At 49.0% G+C, this 16,467-nt stretch carries 18 protein-coding genes; 14 read left to right on the forward strand and 4 right to left on the reverse strand.

What is annotated here, in order from left to right; genetic code table 11:
• Positions 1-193: 193 nt before the first annotated feature.
• The 3 genes from N3Z11_RS17300 to N3Z11_RS17310 are packed head-to-tail and all read left to right on the forward strand — an operon-like array spanning position 194 to position 1,984.
• Positions 194-949, forward strand: coding sequence for an SDR family NAD(P)-dependent oxidoreductase (locus N3Z11_RS17300; RefSeq protein WP_260658455.1), 756 nt, complete (start codon positions 194-196; stop codon positions 947-949).
• Entirely contained in the window at positions 946-1,461 is a 516-nt protein-coding gene (locus N3Z11_RS17305) for a DUF2878 domain-containing protein (protein ID WP_260658456.1), read from the forward strand. Before N3Z11_RS17300 ends, N3Z11_RS17305 begins: the two co-directional genes overlap by 4 nt.
• Positions 1,421-1,984: a chalcone isomerase family protein gene (locus N3Z11_RS17310; RefSeq protein ID WP_260658457.1), complete on the forward strand. Its 564-nt coding sequence runs from the start codon at positions 1,421-1,423 to the stop codon at positions 1,982-1,984. The genes N3Z11_RS17305 and N3Z11_RS17310 overlap by 41 nt, the downstream gene beginning before the upstream one ends.
• Positions 1,985-2,106: 122 nt before the next feature.
• Here N3Z11_RS17310 and N3Z11_RS17315 read toward each other — a convergent pair whose 3' ends face one another.
• Positions 2,107-3,516 carry an alkaline phosphatase gene (locus N3Z11_RS17315; protein WP_260658458.1) on the reverse strand — a complete coding sequence of 470 codons (1,410 nt, stop codon included), beginning with the start codon at positions 3,514-3,516 and terminating at the stop codon, positions 2,107-2,109.
• A 377-nt stretch (positions 3,517-3,893) separates the two neighbouring features.
• On the opposite strand from N3Z11_RS17315, the gene N3Z11_RS17320 reads away from it, so the two are divergent.
• The 6 genes from N3Z11_RS17320 to N3Z11_RS17345 all read left to right on the forward strand — a co-directional run bounded on the left by N3Z11_RS17320 (position 3,894) and on the right by N3Z11_RS17345 (position 10,994).
• Positions 3,894-4,505 (forward strand): Slp family lipoprotein, encoded by a 612-nt coding sequence (locus tag N3Z11_RS17320; protein ID WP_260658459.1) that lies wholly within the window; start codon positions 3,894-3,896, stop codon positions 4,503-4,505.
• Positions 4,468-5,334, forward strand: a complete 867-nt coding sequence (locus N3Z11_RS17325; RefSeq protein WP_260658460.1) for a class I SAM-dependent methyltransferase — start codon at positions 4,468-4,470, stop codon at positions 5,332-5,334. The genes N3Z11_RS17320 and N3Z11_RS17325 overlap by 38 nt, the downstream gene beginning before the upstream one ends.
• Before the next feature lie 5 nt (positions 5,335-5,339).
• The gene (locus N3Z11_RS17330) at positions 5,340-6,224 is read left to right on the forward strand and encodes an alpha/beta fold hydrolase (protein WP_260658461.1); all 885 of its coding nucleotides are present in this window, start codon (positions 5,340-5,342) and stop codon (positions 6,222-6,224) included.
• A gap of 214 nt (positions 6,225-6,438) precedes the next feature.
• Positions 6,439-8,097, forward strand: a complete 1,659-nt coding sequence (fadD, locus tag N3Z11_RS17335) for a long-chain-fatty-acid--CoA ligase FadD (RefSeq protein ID WP_313771368.1) — start codon at positions 6,439-6,441, stop codon at positions 8,095-8,097.
• Between the two features lie 165 nt (positions 8,098-8,262).
• The gene (gene rnd, locus N3Z11_RS17340) at positions 8,263-9,417 is read left to right on the forward strand and encodes a ribonuclease D (protein WP_260658463.1); all 1,155 of its coding nucleotides are present in this window, start codon (positions 8,263-8,265) and stop codon (positions 9,415-9,417) included.
• A 206-nt stretch (positions 9,418-9,623) separates the two neighbouring features.
• Positions 9,624-10,994, forward strand: a complete 1,371-nt coding sequence (locus tag N3Z11_RS17345; protein ID WP_260658464.1) for a DUF4397 domain-containing protein — start codon at positions 9,624-9,626, stop codon at positions 10,992-10,994.
• Positions 10,995-11,051: 57 nt separating this feature from the next.
• On the opposite strand, the gene minE is transcribed toward N3Z11_RS17345, so the two are convergent.
• Genes minE through minC form a run of 3 tightly spaced genes read right to left on the reverse strand, consistent with a single transcriptional unit; the run spans position 11,052 to position 12,839 of the window.
• Positions 11,052-11,312 (reverse strand): cell division topological specificity factor MinE, encoded by a 261-nt coding sequence (gene minE / locus N3Z11_RS17350; RefSeq protein WP_260658465.1) that lies wholly within the window; start codon positions 11,310-11,312, stop codon positions 11,052-11,054.
• A gap of 3 nt (positions 11,313-11,315) precedes the next feature.
• Positions 11,316-12,125, reverse strand: coding sequence for a septum site-determining protein MinD (minD, locus tag N3Z11_RS17355; RefSeq protein WP_260658466.1), 810 nt, complete (start codon positions 12,123-12,125; stop codon positions 11,316-11,318).
• Positions 12,126-12,137: 12 nt separating this feature from the next.
• Positions 12,138-12,839 (reverse strand): septum site-determining protein MinC, encoded by a 702-nt coding sequence (minC, locus tag N3Z11_RS17360; protein ID WP_260658467.1) that lies wholly within the window; start codon positions 12,837-12,839, stop codon positions 12,138-12,140.
• 181 nt (positions 12,840-13,020) lie between these two features.
• On the opposite strand from minC, the gene N3Z11_RS17365 reads away from it, so the two are divergent.
• From N3Z11_RS17365 to N3Z11_RS17385, 5 genes are read left to right on the forward strand one after another with little or no spacing between them, the layout of a single operon-like run.
• Positions 13,021-13,296, forward strand: a complete 276-nt coding sequence (locus N3Z11_RS17365; protein WP_260658468.1) for a YcgL domain-containing protein — start codon at positions 13,021-13,023, stop codon at positions 13,294-13,296.
• A gap of 11 nt (positions 13,297-13,307) precedes the next feature.
• Positions 13,308-14,495, forward strand: a complete 1,188-nt coding sequence (locus N3Z11_RS17370) for a lytic transglycosylase domain-containing protein (protein WP_260658469.1) — start codon at positions 13,308-13,310, stop codon at positions 14,493-14,495.
• A gap of 1 nt (position 14,496) precedes the next feature.
• Positions 14,497-15,207, forward strand: coding sequence for a fumarylacetoacetate hydrolase family protein (locus N3Z11_RS17375; RefSeq protein WP_260658470.1), 711 nt, complete (start codon positions 14,497-14,499; stop codon positions 15,205-15,207).
• A gap of 27 nt (positions 15,208-15,234) precedes the next feature.
• Positions 15,235-15,735: a YcgN family cysteine cluster protein gene (locus N3Z11_RS17380; protein WP_260658471.1), complete on the forward strand. Its 501-nt coding sequence runs from the start codon at positions 15,235-15,237 to the stop codon at positions 15,733-15,735.
• 28 nt (positions 15,736-15,763) lie between these two features.
• Positions 15,764-16,390 carry a mechanosensitive ion channel family protein gene (locus N3Z11_RS17385; protein WP_260658472.1) on the forward strand — a complete coding sequence of 209 codons (627 nt, stop codon included), beginning with the start codon at positions 15,764-15,766 and terminating at the stop codon, positions 16,388-16,390.
• Positions 16,391-16,467 lie beyond the last annotated feature (77 nt).

The raw sequence follows: 16,467 nt of genomic DNA on the forward strand, positions 1-16,467 counted from the left end.
AAATCTCAAAATCTCAAAATCTCAAAATCTCAAAATCTCAAAATCTCAAAATCTCAAAATCTCAAAATCTCAAAATCTCAAAATCCTGAGTTGCTGTGATACGCCATCCATTCGAAACGCTGACTAATCCGCTTTGTCATTGCCTACGTATCTACTGTTAACTGTATTTGTGCAGATAACACCGGGTGATTGGATGCAAAAAAGTTGTGTAATTACCGGCGCCAGTTCCGGTCTTGGCCGCGAGCTGGCGCTGCAATATGCCGCAGCAGGCTGGCGGGTGCTGGCGATTGCCCGCTCTGAAGAGCGTTTGCTGCAATTAAGCCAGCAATCAGCCTTGATCCAGCCTCTGGTGCTGGATTTGACCGACGGTGCGGCGATGGAAAAAAGCGCCGGCATTATTGCCGCTGTGTTGCCTTCAGTCGATTTGCTGATTTTAAATGCCGGCAGCTGTGAATATGTCGACGCCGGCAATCTGGATTTAGCCGCCTTTGACCGCACCTTTGCCGTGAATTTTTTTGCGGTGGTGGCGGCTGTAAAGTTCTGGCTACCGCTATTAAAAAACTCTGCCGCTGCCAACTCAGGGCAAGCGCAATTGGCTATTGTCAGCAGTCTGGCCTGGCTCTTTCCTTTTACCAGAGCCGAAGCTTATGGCGCCAGCAAAGCGGCGCTCAGTTATTTTACCGACAGTTTACGGCTGGATTTAACCGGGCAGGGCGTTCAGGTCAGTCTGATTGAACCCGGTTTTGTGGACACGCCGCTGACACGCAAAAACGATTTTGCCATGCCGTTTTTATTGCCGGTTGCAGATGCTGCAGCGCGGGTACGTAAAGCAATCGCAGACGGCCAATTACGTTGTCGTTTCCCGCTGCGGCTGAGTTTGAGTTTGCAGCTGCTTAACCTGTTGCCTTATGGCTTAAGACAAAAAGTAGCGGCGGGGCTTAAACAATGAAAATTATTTATGTTGTCGCCTTTAAGCTTTGCTGGCTGGCGCTGGTGTATTGGCAGTATCTGTTGCTGCTGCCGGTGCTCCTGTATTGGGGTTTTGCCATGCTGCGGCTGCATCACAAAGCCAGGCTGGCGGTGCTGTTGCTCACCCTCTGTGGTGTGCTGCTGGATTCTGTGCTGGTGGCAAGCGGCTGGTTAAATTTTGCCGGCAGTACGCTGTTGCCTATCTGGATGATGGTGCTCTGGGCCTGCTTTGCGCTGATGCTGGTGCAGGTGCTGGCGGATTTGTTGCGTTATTGGTGGCTGGCCGCTTTGTTTGGTGCAGTGGGCGGACCTCTGGCTTATTGGGGCGGTAGTGTGCTGGGTGGTCAGCTGTTGTATCAGCCGGTGCTGGAGTTGTCTTTGTTGCTGGCGCTGTGCTGGTCCTTACTCATGGCGGTTTTTGTGCATTACCGGTTTTTATGGAGCAAACAACATGAAACTTTATGCTTTGATGTCAAAGCTGCCGGTCGCTAGCCTGCTGCTGGCCGCAGCACTTTGTTCAACTGCGACTGTTGCAAACAGTAATGATCACAGTGACAGCAGTTTTAAAGTCATAGGTCAGGGCCAATACAGTTATTGGTTCTGGGATTTATATCAGGCCAGGTTATTCAGTAGTGACGGTCGTTTTGTTGATTATCAGCAAAGTGTGCCACTGAAGCTGGAGCTGACTTATCAGCGCGATATTAAAAAGCAGGATTTTATTGATGCAACAATGCAGCAGTGGAAAATCCAGCAGGGCAAACTGGATAAAAAGCATAAAGTTTGGGCCGGTGAGCTGGGGACTTTATGGCGGGATGTCAATAAAGGAGACACTCTGACTGCGGTGTTAAGAGCGGACGGTTTGGTTGATTTTTACTTTAATAACAAACTGTTAGGGCGAACCAGTGATCCGGCTTTTGGCTCGGCTTTTTTTGATATCTGGTTGTCGGAAAAAACCACAGCACCAGAGCTTCGAAGCCAGTTATTGGCCTTAGGCCAGGATAACACTTCAGGTTAAATAGCCCCGGCTGAACAAAAAAGTTGCAGCAGATAAAGCCTGACACCATAAAAAAACCGGCAGTCGCATGACTGCCGGTTTTTTTTGCCAGCACATTTGGTCAGCAAATTGTGTCAGCAAATTTAGTGCGAACCGGCGGCTGTTGTTTCTGCTTTGTCGTTTTTAACCATTTGTGGGTTTACATAGTGGACCAGCTTACGGGCAATGTCGGTGTTGTCCTGAAAACCGGTAAAATCGGCTCTGTACTTGCCCCAGGCCAAAACCGGCACATCAATAGCGGTGTGCGCGCCGCTGGTCCAGCCGGTGCGCGAATAATGGTTGATATGCTGTTTCACTACTTTGGCCAGGGCTTTGAGTGCTTCGGCTTCAGTTTCCAGCTGGTCGGCAATAGTTTTACCGGCAATTTTGGCAAAACTGGCCTCTGCTGTGCGGCGGGCCTGTTGCAATTGCTTCAGCTCAGCATCGGTCAGCACCAAAGAAGTTTTCTCCAGCCACACTTTGTTCAGGTCGCTTTCTTTGGCCTGTACCAGGGCTTTGGCAATTTCAGGCGCAGTGTTTTTTACTTTTTTAATTACGTCTTTATTCCAGGCGTAATCACCTTCAGCGCCTAAAGATAAACCGCCGGTTTCGTGATCGGCTGTGATCACCAGCAAGGTGTCCGGATGTTGGTCGACATAAGCTTTAGCCACCGCAATGGCTTTGGCAAAATCGTCCATTTCCGCCATGGCGCAGGCGATGTCATTGGCATGACCACACCAGTCAATCTGGCTGCCTTCAACCATCATCACAAAACCCTGCTCAGCATTTTGCAGCAGCGACAGCGCTTTGCTGGTCATAGTCGCCAGCGGTTGTTTCACCGGGTTGTCCAGCGCACTTGGCAAACCAACCTGAGCCAGCAACGCCAGAGCCGGCACAGTACTTATTTGTTCCAGTTGTTGCCAGTTGTCGGCATATTGAAAACCGGCTTGCTGAAATTCCTGCACCAGATTGCGATCCGGACGGACAAAATACTGAGTACCACCACCAAACATTAAATCAGCCACTGGCTTGCCACTTACTTTGTTATCAACATAATCGTCCGCGATTTCGTTGTAGTTTTTCCGGCTTTTGTTATGCGCCATAAAACTGGCTGGTGTGGCGTGGTTAATCTGAGAGGTTGAAATAATTGCGGTTTGTTTGCCCTGGCCTTTGGCAATTTCTAATAAAGTGCTCAGCGGCTGATGGTTGTGATTGACCGAAATGGCGCCATTGTAACTTTTGGTTTGAGTGGCGAGCGCTGTGGCACCGGCGGCTGAGTCGGTGACAATGGTGTCATCGTCCGGGTAAGTGGTGGCAACACCCACCCACAATTCGTCATAAATAGTGGATTCAACTTTTTTGGTGGCCGGATTGTCCTGGTAATAACGATAGGCCGATAAATAAGCAGGCCCCATACCGTCGCCAATCATATAAATAATGTTTTTTGGCGCCGCCTGCGCCAGTGACGGACACATGGCAGCAAACAGGGCGGACAATACAACTTTTTTGATCATTTCGAAAATCCTGTAAACCCGGGGCGGCCCGGTACTAATACTTCAAATAAACAGCACAGCGCGCGATTCTAAGCCGTTGTGATAAAAAGTACAGCCTTGTGTTACTGCACAAGGTTTGACGGCAGTTTAATTGCGGCAGGTGACAGTTTGATGATTTGTAAAAAAGCTGACAGCCTTGGCTTGCGCAACAGTGGCACCTCGCTTATTGTGAATCTGCAGGCTGTTTTAATGCGACGGCCTGACCTGCGCAGTTATATTGCCATTGGCCAAGATGGGTGGTAAAGCAGTGTTCTGAAGGCCTGAACTTATTCAGTTAAACTGGCTCTAAATTTGCGTTTTTGCAGTGTCATTCAGTCAGTTACAGGATGAAATGTAGTATGAAATTGTTATCAGCATCGTTATCCGTATTGTTTGGCAGCATGTTCCTGCTCGGCGGTTGTGCCAGTTATCCTGAGCCAGTCCGTGTCAGTGAAGGCACCACGCTTGTCAGTTACCAGGCCGCGACTCAGGGTGGGGTGCAACAAGGCACAGCACGCTGGAGTGGTGTCATTGCCAGAGTGCAGAATAACGCCAACGATACCCGTCTTGAAGTCGTCTATTTCCCGTCTAACAGTTCAGGCCGACCCAAGGTTGCCGATAAAACCGATGGCCGTTTTGTCGCTTATATTCAGGGTTTTGTTGACCCTATGGTGTATCAGCAAGGTAAATCAGTGACTGTGCTGGGCGCTTTAAGTCAGCCGGAAGCTGGTATGGTTGATCAATATCAGTATATTTATCCGGTGATCAAAGAGGCCAAAGTATATTTATGGCCAAAGCAGCAGGAAACCAGAGTCGATGTGATTGACCCCTGGCCAATGTGGCGCACACCTTATCCGTATTGGGGCCATGGCCCGGCGATCCGGATCAGAACAACAATTCCAACAGGTGAAAAACCAGCACAAGGGTCAGGTCATGTTGAAAATTCGCAACAAGGTTCGCAGCAGCGTTAAGTATTTTAGTCTGGTTGCCTGCGGTGCAGCCTTTCATCTCTGTGCTGCCAATACCGAAACTGTACCGGTATCAGCACTGCAGCAAGTGGTCGATTCTGCTTATCGTTCAGCGGAAAATAAACACCGGGATCAATACCGTCATCCGGTTGAAACTCTTACCTTTTTTGGCATCAGACCACAAATGTCGGTGCTGGAAGTCTGGCCAGCCCGTGGCTGGTATACCGAAATTCTGGCGCCTTACCTGAAAGATAAAGGCCAACTGACTATTGCCAATTTCCGGCAGAACGACGGCACTCTGGAAGACGAACGTAAAATTTTCTGGGCCAGGCTGGCCAAAAAATTAGAACAGGATATTAAAAACCATCCTGAACATTTTGGTCAGGTAAAAAGTGCTGAATTTGACCCGCCTGGCCTGATGCAACCGGGGCAAGTCAATCAATACGACATGGTGCTGAGTTTCAGAAACTCACATATCTGGAATGAAGAAGGTTATTTACTGGACGTGTACCGTGCTTTGTTTGATGTACTCAAACCCGGTGGTACTTTGGGCATTGTTGAACACAGATCCAGTCGTTTATCAGAGATTTCCAGCCGTGCCGGTGAAGGCTACCTGGACGAATATTATGTCATTGCGGTTGCGCAGCAAGCCGGTTTTGTGCTGGTTGACCGCTCTGAAATTAACGCCAACCCGAAAGACAGCAAAGATTATCCCAAAGGAGTGTACGCACTGCCGCCGACACTGGCGATGGGGACTTTGGACAAAAACAAATATCTGGCCATTGGTGAAAGCGATCGGATGACGCTGAAATTTACCAAACCGCTGCAATAACATCTATGTTTGACGGCCAGCCTCAGGCTGTGAGTTTTCAGTTACGCCAGCTGCAGTTGCAGGGCTGGCGCTCTGGTGCCGAAGGGGCACCTTTATGCCTTTGTTTGCATGGCTGGCTCGATAACGCCAACAGTTTTTTGCCCTTAGCACAGGCCTTGCCCGAGTTGCAGCTGCTGGCCGTTGATTTACCCGGACATGGCCGCTCAGATCACAGAAGCCCGGATGCCCATTATCATTTTCTTGATTGGGTGGACGATCTGTTGCAGCTGGTGAACGTATTGGATGCAGGGCCTTTGCATCTGATTGGGCACTCGATGGGCGGCATGATAGCGGGTGCTTTTGCCGCAGCTTTTCCGGAATATGTCAAAAGCCTGGTTCTGATAGACAGCTTAGGCCTGGTGACAGCGCCAGAGCAGAACACCACACAGCAGTTACGACAGGCCATGTTATCGCGGCAAAAACGGCTGGATAAACACAAACCTTATTACCCGAGTCTGGAAGCTGCGGCCAAAGCCCGGTTGCAACAAAGTGATTTTGCCATGGCGCAGGCCATGTTGCTGGCAGAGCGTGGCACCGAACTCGTGGCAGCCGATGAAACACAAGCCCCGCGCTGGACCTGGTCTGCCGATTTACGTTTGCGCGAAGTGTCGGCTTACCGGTTTTCCAGGGCGCAGGCACTGCAGTTGATTGCAGATATACAACAGCCTGGCCTGGCTATTTTGGCCAGTAACAGCATAGAAATGATGACGCAGGCCAAACCACTGTTTTTGCCTGTTTATCCACATTTGCAAGTGGCAGAACTTAGCGGCGGACACCATCTGCATATGACAGAACCAGAGGCGGTTGCGGTGCAGATCCGGGCTTTCATTGCAGCACAACAAGGTGGTTAATTTCTTTTAAATCAATACACTACATATTGTTTATTTCGCCTGTTCAGCACAGAATGCAGCAGGCTAATTGTGCAACCGCAACAATTGTGGGATGATTGAGGATTAGAGTAAAAACTCAGAGTGCGTAGTGAATGTACAAACTTATGCGTTTAAGTTGCATAACACTGCGAAGCTTCCTATAAAAATAATTAGAACTGACGACGAGGAGAGGATGGTGGATAAAGTCTGGTTAAAGCGTTACCCCACCGGAGTGCCGGCCGAAATTAATGCCGATCACTACAGTTCATTGTTAGACATCTTCGAACAATCTATTGCCAGCTACAGCGACCGTACTGCTTATATTAATATGGGCAAGTCAATTACTTACGCTGAACTGGATACCTTAAGTACCCACTTTGCCGCTTATCTGCAACAGGGTCTTGGCCTGAAAAAAGGTGACGCTGTTGCCATTATGATGCCAAATTTGCTGCAGTATCCGGTGGCCTTATTAGGGGTGTTACGTGCCGGTTGTACTGTGGTGAATGTGAACCCACTGTACACGCCGCGTGAACTGCAGCATCAGCTGAATGACTCCCAGGCCAAAGCTATTGTCATCGTTGAAAACTTCGCCCACACCCTGGCCGACGTGATCAACCAGGTGAAGCTGGAGCATGTGATCCTGACCAAAATGGGCGACATGCTGGGTTTTGTGAAGGGCAATATCGTCAATTTTGTGGTGAAACACGTCAAAAAGATGATCCCTGCCTATCAGTTGCCACAGCTGAAAACCTTTAATCAGGCTTTAAAACAAGGTGCACAGCTCAAGTACCAAAAGCCGGTGGTGACAGGTTCGGATCTGGCGTTTTTACAATATACCGGCGGTACCACAGGGGTGTCTAAAGGCGCTATGCTGACCCACCGTAATATGGTGGCGAACCTGGAGCAGGTAGCTGGTTGTATCGGTCCTATTCTGGCGCCTGGTAAAGAGTTTATTGTGACAGCGTTGCCGCTTTATCATATTTTTGCCTTAACAGCGAACTGCCTGACTTTTATGAAATACGGCGGTACTAATCTGTTAATTACCAACCCGCGTGATATGCCCGGTTTTGTCAAAGAGCTGAGTAAATACCCATTTACCGCTATTACCGGCGTCAACACTTTGTTTAATGGTTTATTAAACTGCCCTGGTTTTGCCGACCTTGACTTTAGCAAGTTGAAGTTGTCGTTAGGCGGCGGTATGGCAGTGCAAAAACCTGTGGCTGAGCGTTGGCAAAAAGTTACCCATAGCCGTCTGGTCGAAGGTTATGGTTTAACTGAATGTGCGCCGCTGGTGACCGTCAGCCCCTTTGATTTAGAAGGTTTTAACGGCAGCATTGGTTTACCGGCACCTTCAACCCATATCAAACTGATTGATGATAATGGCAATGAAGTGGCGCCTGGTGAAGCAGGTGAAATGCTGGTGCAGGGGCCGCAGGTGATGCTGGGTTATTTAAACCGGCCGGAAGAAACCGACAAAGTATTAAAAGACGGCTGGTTGTACACCGGTGACATCGCCCGGATGGATGAGCAGGGTTTCTTTTATATTGTTGATCGCAAAAAAGACATGATTTTAGTCTCTGGATTTAATGTGTATCCAAACGAGATTGAAGAAGTGGTGGCGATGAACGAAAAAGTGCTGGAAGTGGCTGCTGTTGGTATTCCAAACGAAGCTACAGGCGAAGCGGTGAAGATTTTTGTGGTGAAAAAAGACCAGTCTTTAACCGATCAGGAGCTGATTGCGCACTGTAAAGAGCGTTTAACGGGCTATAAAGTACCGAAGCTGGTAGAATTTCGCACAGAGTTGCCCAAAACCAACGTGGGCAAAATTTTACGCCGTGAGCTTAAAGGCCAATAACAGCCTTTATCACTCTGCACAAAAACCGGCGTTTTGCCGGTTTTTTTATTGGTTGCTGCCAAGTGATCTGCCGGTGTTGTTGTGCCGGCTCAGTTGGCTGAGAGCTGTTGTTTGAGACTTGTTGTCTGAGATTTGTTGTCTGGCATTAGCCGTCTGGAGTTTTGCATGTCGTACCGCATCATCACTGAAAATCAGCAGCTGGCTGAATTTTGTGCCAAAGCGCAGTTGTCCGATTGTCTGGCGGTCGACACTGAGTTTGTCCGCACCAATACCTTGCAACCGAAGCTGGGTCTTATTCAGCTGTATGCAGGTGATGAAGTGGTGTTGGTGGACCCGCTGTGTATCAGTGACTGGCAGCCGCTGGATGCGTTGCTGCGTGCGCCAACAGTGTTAAAAATGCTGCATTCCTGCAATGAAGATTTAGAAGCTTTTGCTTCCATTGGTTTAGTTGAGATCCGGCCTTTGTTCGACACCCAGCTGGCGGCCGAGCTTGGCGGCATGGGCGCCAGTTTAGGTTATGGCAAAATGGTGGAGCAGCTCAGTGGCCGGGTGCTGGATAAAAGTGAATCCCGCACTGACTGGCTGGCCCGGCCTTTAGCCGCGACCCAACTTGAATATGCGGCCAATGATGTTTTGTATTTATGGCCACTGAAAGACTTATTGATCAGTAAGTTACCAAGGCCGGAATTATTTGATTTGCTGCTGGCCGAAGGTGAGCAGATGATCAGCCGGCGTTTTTTTGTGTTGCCCCCTGAGCTGAAATATCTGGAGCTGAAAAACAGCTGGCAGTGTCAGCCGCGTGAGTTGGCGGTGCTGAAACTGTTGTGTGCCTGGCGGCAAAGTTATGCCGAACAAAAAGATATGGCGCTTGGGCTGGTGCTCAAAGACGCGCTGATGTACGAGTTGGCCAGACGCCGTCCGGCCACTCTGGAAGCACTGGCGCAGTTGCCGGATTTACATCCACGCGAACTCAGACGCCATGGCCAGCAGATTTTAAATCTGGTGAGCGCCGCCAAAGCGCTAAGCCCGCAGCAATGTCCGCAGACCTTTTATCATTTAGATAGCTTCCGTGGTTTTAAACAGTTGCAGCAGGATCTGACCGATGCGGTGCAACATGCGGCCAAGGCAGCTGATATTCCTGCGGCTTTTTTAAGTGTGAAACGTCAGCTGAATGAATATCTGAACTGGTGCTGGCGGGTCACGGACGAAGAGCGCTTGTTGCTGCCTGTGCCTGAGTATTTGCGTGGCTGGCGCCGCAAGGTGCTGCTGCCTTATCTGCCGCAACCTTTGCATGTGCAGGCCATTATTGCGGCCCAATAAATAACAAGGCCTGAGCCTTTGCCCAAAAACAAAAGCTGCAAACACAAATGATCCAAAAGCAAAAAGCCGCGTAATACCGCGGCTTTTTTTATCAGGATCAGTGCTTTTTTTCGACGAATTTGTTCTATTTTTGTCCGCTTTTGTCTCTGATCCTGCATTTTCCCGCCGGCGTAACAATTTTGCTTATTTCAAAGTGGAGAACCAAAATGCAATGGATGAAAAAGTTAGTCTGTGTGGTTGTAGCTGCAGGCCTGCTCAGTGCCTGTAACAGTGATAACGATCCGGCACCAGTGGTCACCCCGCCACCAGCACCGGTGAAACAAAGCAGTATTAAACTGGTGCATGCGGTCAGTGACGCACCAGCGGTCAGTATCGACGGTGGCCAATTATTGCAGGTGGCCAAACTGGATTATGGCCAGAGTACCAATCTGGTGAGCCTGCCGGAAGGCAGTTATAACCTGGGGGTAGACGCTTTATTGCCACAAAATGGCAAAGCCAGGGTCATCAATGCCCAGGGTGTGATGTTGTCGGCAGATAACAGCTATACCGTCTTTGCCACAGGCTCGGCTGCAGATAGCAGCATTGCCCCAGTGGTGGTGGCAACGCCTGTGGCGACTGTGGCCAGTGGTAATGTCAGAGTGCGGGTAGTGCATGCTGCAGCCAGCGCGCCTTTGGTGGATATTCACGTGACAGCACCTGGTGCGGCGTTAAGTTCAGGCACTGTAGCGGCCAGCCTGGATTTTCGTCAGTACACAGCTCCGCTGACACTGACTGCAGGCAACTATCAGGTGCGTATTACTTTGCCGGCCAAGCCAGACACAGTGGTGTTTGACTCAGGCACTGTCGCCCTTGTTTCAGGTGCGGATTTGACCATAGCAGCCATTAACAACAGATTTGCCGGCCCTTCACCTGTGTCTTTGCTGGCGGTGAACGCCAATGGCACCTATGCCGATATTAAAGATGCTAACAGCACCGCAGATGTTCGCGTGGTGCATGCAGTGTCTGATGCACCGGCTGTGGATGTGTTATTAAACAACAGCAAAGCCATTCCAAATCTGGCTTTTCCGGATTTTACCGGTTATGCCAAGCTGAAGCCTGGCAGCTACAACGTGAAAGTGGCTGCTGCGGCAGATAACTCAGTGGTGGTGATTAATGCTGATTTGGATTTGGCAGCCGGTAGTTTTGCCACTGTGCTGGCAACAGGCTCGCTGGGGCAGGGCACTATCACACCACTGGTATTGGCAGATAACCCAAGACGTATTGCCACTGAAGCACAGGTAAGATTGGTGCACGCCTCAACTCTGGCGGGCAATGTGGATATTTATGTCACAGCAAGCTCAGATATCAGCACTGCCACCCCTGCATTTGCCAATGTGCCATTTAAAGCACAGACCGGTTATGTGTCCTTGCTGCCTGGCAATTATGTGGTGACAGTGACACCAGCCGGTACTAAAACCGCGGCTATAGGGCCACTGGCGTTAACACTTTCCGGCAATAAAATTTATACCGCAGTAGCCCGTGACAGTGCGGATCGCACTGCACCGCTCGGTTTAATTTTGCTGGATGATTTTAACTAAGTTTTTGTAATAAAATAAAAAAGGCCGCTATGCGGCCTTTTTTATTCGGGTTTTGGCTTAACGTTTTTCTTCAGGGAAAGTGACGTTTAATTCCAGTACCGACAGTTCATCTGAGCTTTTTTCTAAAGTCACAGAGACCTGATCATCAGCGATGTCCACATATTTGCGGATCACTTCCAGAATGTCCCGTTCAAGCTGCGGTAAATAATCCGGGCTGGTACGACGGCGTCTTTCATGCGCAACGATGATCTGCAACCGCTCCTTGGCAGTCGATGCGGTGTTTTTCTTCGAGGAGCGGAAATAGTCGAGCAGCGACATAAGTTAGCCTCCGAAAATCCGTTTGAGTAAGCCTTTTTTCTCCACATTTAAAAAGCGGAACGGCACTTCTTCACCCAATAAGCGGGCCACTGTGTCTAAATACGCCTGACCTGCGTCACTTTCGGTATCCAGAATCACAGGTTGACCTGAGTTGGACGCATTCAGCACGGCCTGAGACTCAGGAATAACACCCAAAAGTTTGATCGCCAGAATTTCATTAACGTCTTCCACACTGAGCATTTCGCCTTTGACGACTCGCTCCGGGTTGTAACGGGTTAACAATAAATGTTCTTTAATGCCCGGCAAGCCTTGCTCAGCACGGCGCGATTTGCTTGATAACATGCCCAGAATACGGTCAGAGTCACGTACTGACGATACCTCGGGGTTGGTCACCACTATGGCTTCATCGGCAAAATACAACGCCATCATGGCACCTGATTCAATACCGGCAGGCGAGTCACAGATAATAAAATCAAATTCTTCTGACAGCTCGTTCAGCACGCGCTCTACACCTTCTTTATATAAGGCGTCTTTGTCACGCGTTTGTGATGCCGGCAGAATATAAAGGTTGTCCAGACGTTTATCACGGATCAGTGCTTGTTTTAAATTTGCTTCATTGTTGATCACATTAACAAAGTCATACACCACACGACGCTCGCAACCCATAATGAGGTCAAGGTTACGCAAGCCGATATCAAAATCGACAATAACGGTTTTGTGGCCTTTTAATGCCAGGCCAGTACCAATAGCGGCACTGGAGGTGGTCTTACCAACGCCACCTTTACCTGAAGTCACAACTATGATTTTTGCCATAGCACACAATCCTTAGAATAATTCTGCTAATACTAATTGACCGTCCTGCAAGCTGATACAAGCCGACTTGCCCCAAAATTCGCCTTGCAGGCTTTCACTTAACCAATAGTTACCGGCAATCGAGATTAACTCGGGTTGCATATTGTAACAATAGATCTTTTTACTGCTGTCCCCGCTGGCGCCTGCAATAGCTTTACCGCGCAAAGAACCGTAAATATGGATATTGCCATCGGCAATCACTTCGGCACCGGCACCCACTGTGCCTTTGATAATTAAATCCGCGCCTTTGACATAAATTTGCTGGCCTGAGCGGATATTTTGCTCAATCAGTTTGTTTTCCACCGGCACTACAGGAGCTGGCGCAGGTGCCGGCGCTGGTGCAACAGTTTTTGCCGGTTCTGCTTTGGTATTTTTACTCAGCTGCAAAGCGGCAAGGCCAGCCTGATGGGCGGCTTTTTTCAGCTCGCTGCTGGCACCACAAACACCCACCAACACCAGCTGTAATTCAATAAACAGCTGTTTAATGGCAATAAAATCGGGAATTTGGCTGGCGTTTTCTACGTTGATCACCACTGGTGCCTGCAGAAAAAAGCCAGGCGCCTGCGCCAGTTTTTGCTGCAGTTGGCTACGCAGCGCAGCAACGCTGAAGTCCTGACAATATAAAACTGATAAAGGAAACAAACTTCCTTTTAACTCAAATGAGTGATCCGACATAACAACCGCGAGTGCAAAATGAATGATTAGGTTTGTTTTTATCTTTCCTGCGCGCCATTGACAGTCGAAAAACCGCCTTTTTGACCAGTTCTGCAAGCTGTAGCAACGGTTCGCAAGATAAGCGCTTCATGGTATAGTCTGCGCCAGTGTTAGGCAAGTTACCCAGAGTAGATTTTGTGCCATGTTGACCGTCATTTATAAAAGCCCGCGTAAAGACCAAACCTATTTATATCTGCTCAAAAGAGACGACTTCAGTAGTGTGCCTAAAGCACTGCTGGAAACCTTTGGTAAACCCCAACTGGTAACAGTGCTGGATTTAACAAAACGCAGTCAGTTAGCAGGCGCCGATCTGGAAAAAGTAAAAACCATGCTCAATGAGCAGGGTTTTTATTTGCAGTTGCCACCACCGCCTGAAGATTTATTGGCCGAGCATAAAGACTGGTTAGCAAAAAAATAAGGAAGTTTGTTTTGTTTCGATTTGTATTGATGGCCTCGCTGGCCTTGTCGGGCGCCGCCTGCAGCAGCAAGGCATCCGATCAGCAAGGGGTTGCAGCTTCGGCAAATAGCGTATCAACTGCGACCAAAAGTTCGGTAACTAGTGCCTCAACCAGCACAGTAAAAACATTAGCGCCGGCAGCAGCTCAGGCAAAAGTACCAGAGGAAAAAACCGCCAAAGGTTTCGCCCGTTACAGCAAAAAGCTGAAAAAAGAGGCGCTGGCGCGGGGTTATGACAAAAAACTGGTGGATCAGGTCTTTGCCAGCCTGACCTTTCACGCCAAAGTGGTGGTTGCTGACAAAGGCCAGCCAGAATTTGTAGAAACTTTAGATACTTATTTGCCAAAACGGGTGAATAAACAGCGAATCGACATGGCTGTAAAGATGTACCAGACCCATCAGGCTGAATTAAAACAGGTGGAACAAAAATACGGCGTGCCGGCCCGTTTTGTGGTTGCGCTGTGGGGATTGGAAAGTGCCTTTGGCCGTATTACCGGCAATTATTCAGTACCGTCGGCGCTGGCAACTCTGGCTTATGAAGGCCGCAGAGAAGCCTTTTTTAAAGAAGAGTTTTTTTTAGCTTTGGATATTTTGGCGCAGGGGCATATCAGCCTGAAAGAGATGAAAGGCTCATGGGCCGGCGCTATGGGTCATACCCAGTTTATGCCAAGCTCATTTATGAAATATGCGCAGGACGGTGATGGTGACGGTCATAAAGATATCTGGACCAACAGATCCGATGCTTTTGCTTCTATTGCCAATTATTTAAAAACTGAAGGCTGGCAACAGGGGGTCAGCTGGGGCCGACAGGTCAGGTTACCAGCAAACTTTGATTTTAGTATGGTGATCCCAAAAGGCAGTAAAGACCGCGCCCAGTGGCTGGAATGGTGGGCACAGTCAGAGCGGCCGCTTAGCGAGTGGCGCAAACTGGGGCTGACCAATATTGATGGCACCGCTTTGCCAGGCCGCGATTTAAAAGCGGCGCTGGTGATGCCGGATGATAAAGAAGGCCGGGCATATCTGGCGTATCACAATTATCAGACGCTGATGCACTGGAACCGCTCTTATTATTTTGTCAGCAGTGTCGGTTATCTGGCCGATGAAATCAGCCGGGCCCAAAGCAAGCCAAAAACTGCAACCACAGCAAAAAAACGGGGATAGCATGAGTTATCAACATCAGGACTGGCAGGGCAAAGTTATTGATTTGCCAAAAGGCAAAGTGGTGTGTATCGGGCAAAATTACCTGGATCATATTCAGGAAATGCAAAGTAAAACTGCGCCTGAGGCTTTGTTTTTTATTAAACCTGCCACAGCGCTGTGCCCGTTAGCGGCTGAATTTGTGATTCCAACCGGGCATGGTGCAGTGCACAACGAAACCGAAATTGCGGTGTTGATTGGTAAAAAACTCAGCAAAGCCAGTGAAGATGAAGTGATGGACGCTATCTGGGGTTATAGCCTGGCGCTTGATTTAACTTTGCGTGATGTGCAGGCCAAATTAAAACAGCTGGGCCGGCCCTGGGAAATTGCCAAAGGTTTTGACGGCGCCTGCCCGCTGGGGGCTTTTGTGCCTGCTGAGGCTGTTCAGGCACCACAGCAGCTGCAGTTTTCATTGAGTGTCAATGGTGAGCTACGCCAGCAAGGGGATGCCGGTTTGATGATCCGTGGCATCAGGACCATGCTCAGTGAAATGAGCCAGTGGTTTAGTCTGGAACCCGGTGATGTGGTGCTGACCGGCACGCCGGCCGGTGTTGGCCCTTTAACGCCGGGTGATAGCCTGCATTTAACTCTGCATATAACCAGACAATTAACTGGGCAGTCTGATACGACTGTGTTGCTGGACGTTCAGACCAGCGTCAGCATGCAGTCATTATAAGGTGCCTTTGCGCACACAGGAATTCAAATGACGTTACAAGATAAGTTCTGGGAAACCAAAACACTGCAGGAAATGACAACAGCCGAATGGGAGGCCGTTTGTGATGGCTGCGCCAAATGTTGTCTGAACAAATTTATTCATGAAGAAGACGAAAGCCTGGAAGGGCCGACCGACTACATCATGCCGGAAGAAACAGTGTATTTTACCAATATCGCCTGTCAGTACCTGAACAGCAATAAGTGTGAATGCAGCTGTTATGAAAACCGCACTGTGCTGGTACCGGACTGCGTGAAGTTAACCAAAGAAAATTTAAAAGATATCTTTTTTATGCCCACCAGTTGCAGTTACCGCCGTCTGCAGGAAGGCCGCGGGTTACCCAGCTGGCATCCACTGCTCAATAACGGCAAAAAAAGCCTGATGCATAAAAAGCAGATGTCGGTGCGCAATAAAACCATTTCTGAAGCTGCGGTCAGGCTGGAAGATTTTGAAGATCATATCGTTAGCTGGCCGCTGAACGATTTAGATTAGTTTTATGAATTAAAAAGGAAATTTTTTGGTGAACTGGTTAGCCGAATATAAAGAATTATTGGCTTTTAGCCCGGCCATAGCGCAGATCATTATCAGCAGTATAGTGCTGCTGTTTTATGCGGTATTAAGCCGCCGTATTGCGCCTTTTATCTACCGTACTATTGCCGCCACTATGCTCAAAGAGGAAATGAACCGCCGCGCTATGGTGGTGTTTCATATCCTGTTGTTTTTATTACTGGTTGTAGTGCTGAGTATCGTTTGGGGCATAGATATTAAAGGTCTGTTGGTACTGGCCTCTTCAATGATTGCCGTGGTTGGTGTGGCGTTATTTGCCGCCTGGAGTTTGCTCAGTAATATCACCGCTTTTTTTATTTTGCTGGGCCAGAGCAGTTTTGCCCAGGGCGCCACAGTGCGGGTTATTGACGGCAGTAACCATATTGAAGGCACCATAGTTGAAGTGAATTTATTCAGCACTGTGCTGCGTACCAAAGATGGTGAACTGGTGGTGTATCCGAATAACCTGATAGTGTCGCGCCCAGTGGTGGTGAAATCTGACGGCCATGGCAACAGCTTAAAATCGCCGGGCATTTCGCAGCTGGAACGCTGGAAAAAACGCCGTCAGGCACAAAAAGGTCAGTTATCACATAAAGTTTAAGCTGAGTTGTCGATAAAAAACGGCGTCCCTGGACGCCGTTTTTTTATCTCTGTGTATCTGAGCACAGCTCACACAGT

This window comes from Rheinheimera sp. 4Y26 (assembly GCF_025245835.1).
Taxonomy (GTDB): Bacteria; Pseudomonadota; Gammaproteobacteria; order Enterobacterales; family Alteromonadaceae; genus Pararheinheimera.

What these genes read in the sequence shown, in the direction of transcription:
- N3Z11_RS17325 (WP_260658460.1), top strand. Translation starts at nt 4,468, where the DNA reads ATGTTGAAAATTCGCAACAAGGTTCGCAGCAGCGTTAAGTATTTTAGT.
- minD (WP_260658466.1), bottom strand. Translation starts at nt 12,125, where the DNA reads ATGGCAAAAATCATAGTTGTGACTTCAGGTAAAGGTGGCGTTGGTAAG.
- N3Z11_RS17330 (WP_260658461.1), top strand. Translation starts at nt 5,340, where the DNA reads ATGTTTGACGGCCAGCCTCAGGCTGTGAGTTTTCAGTTACGCCAGCTG.
- N3Z11_RS17310 (WP_260658457.1), top strand. Translation starts at nt 1,421, where the DNA reads ATGAAACTTTATGCTTTGATGTCAAAGCTGCCGGTCGCTAGCCTGCTG.
- N3Z11_RS17320 (WP_260658459.1), top strand. Translation starts at nt 3,894, where the DNA reads ATGAAATTGTTATCAGCATCGTTATCCGTATTGTTTGGCAGCATGTTC.
- rnd (WP_260658463.1), top strand. Translation starts at nt 8,263, where the DNA reads ATGTCGTACCGCATCATCACTGAAAATCAGCAGCTGGCTGAATTTTGT.
- N3Z11_RS17365 (WP_260658468.1), top strand. Translation starts at nt 13,021, where the DNA reads ATGTTGACCGTCATTTATAAAAGCCCGCGTAAAGACCAAACCTATTTA.
- N3Z11_RS17315 (WP_260658458.1), bottom strand. Translation starts at nt 3,516, where the DNA reads ATGATCAAAAAAGTTGTATTGTCCGCCCTGTTTGCTGCCATGTGTCCG.
- N3Z11_RS17380 (WP_260658471.1), top strand. Translation starts at nt 15,235, where the DNA reads ATGACGTTACAAGATAAGTTCTGGGAAACCAAAACACTGCAGGAAATG.
- minC (WP_260658467.1), bottom strand. Translation starts at nt 12,839, where the DNA reads ATGTCGGATCACTCATTTGAGTTAAAAGGAAGTTTGTTTCCTTTATCA.
- N3Z11_RS17345 (WP_260658464.1), top strand. Translation starts at nt 9,624, where the DNA reads ATGCAATGGATGAAAAAGTTAGTCTGTGTGGTTGTAGCTGCAGGCCTG.
- N3Z11_RS17305 (WP_260658456.1), top strand. Translation starts at nt 946, where the DNA reads ATGAAAATTATTTATGTTGTCGCCTTTAAGCTTTGCTGGCTGGCGCTG.
- N3Z11_RS17375 (WP_260658470.1), top strand. Translation starts at nt 14,497, where the DNA reads ATGAGTTATCAACATCAGGACTGGCAGGGCAAAGTTATTGATTTGCCA.
- minE (WP_260658465.1), bottom strand. Translation starts at nt 11,312, where the DNA reads ATGTCGCTGCTCGACTATTTCCGCTCCTCGAAGAAAAACACCGCATCG.
- N3Z11_RS17300 (WP_260658455.1), top strand. Translation starts at nt 194, where the DNA reads ATGCAAAAAAGTTGTGTAATTACCGGCGCCAGTTCCGGTCTTGGCCGC.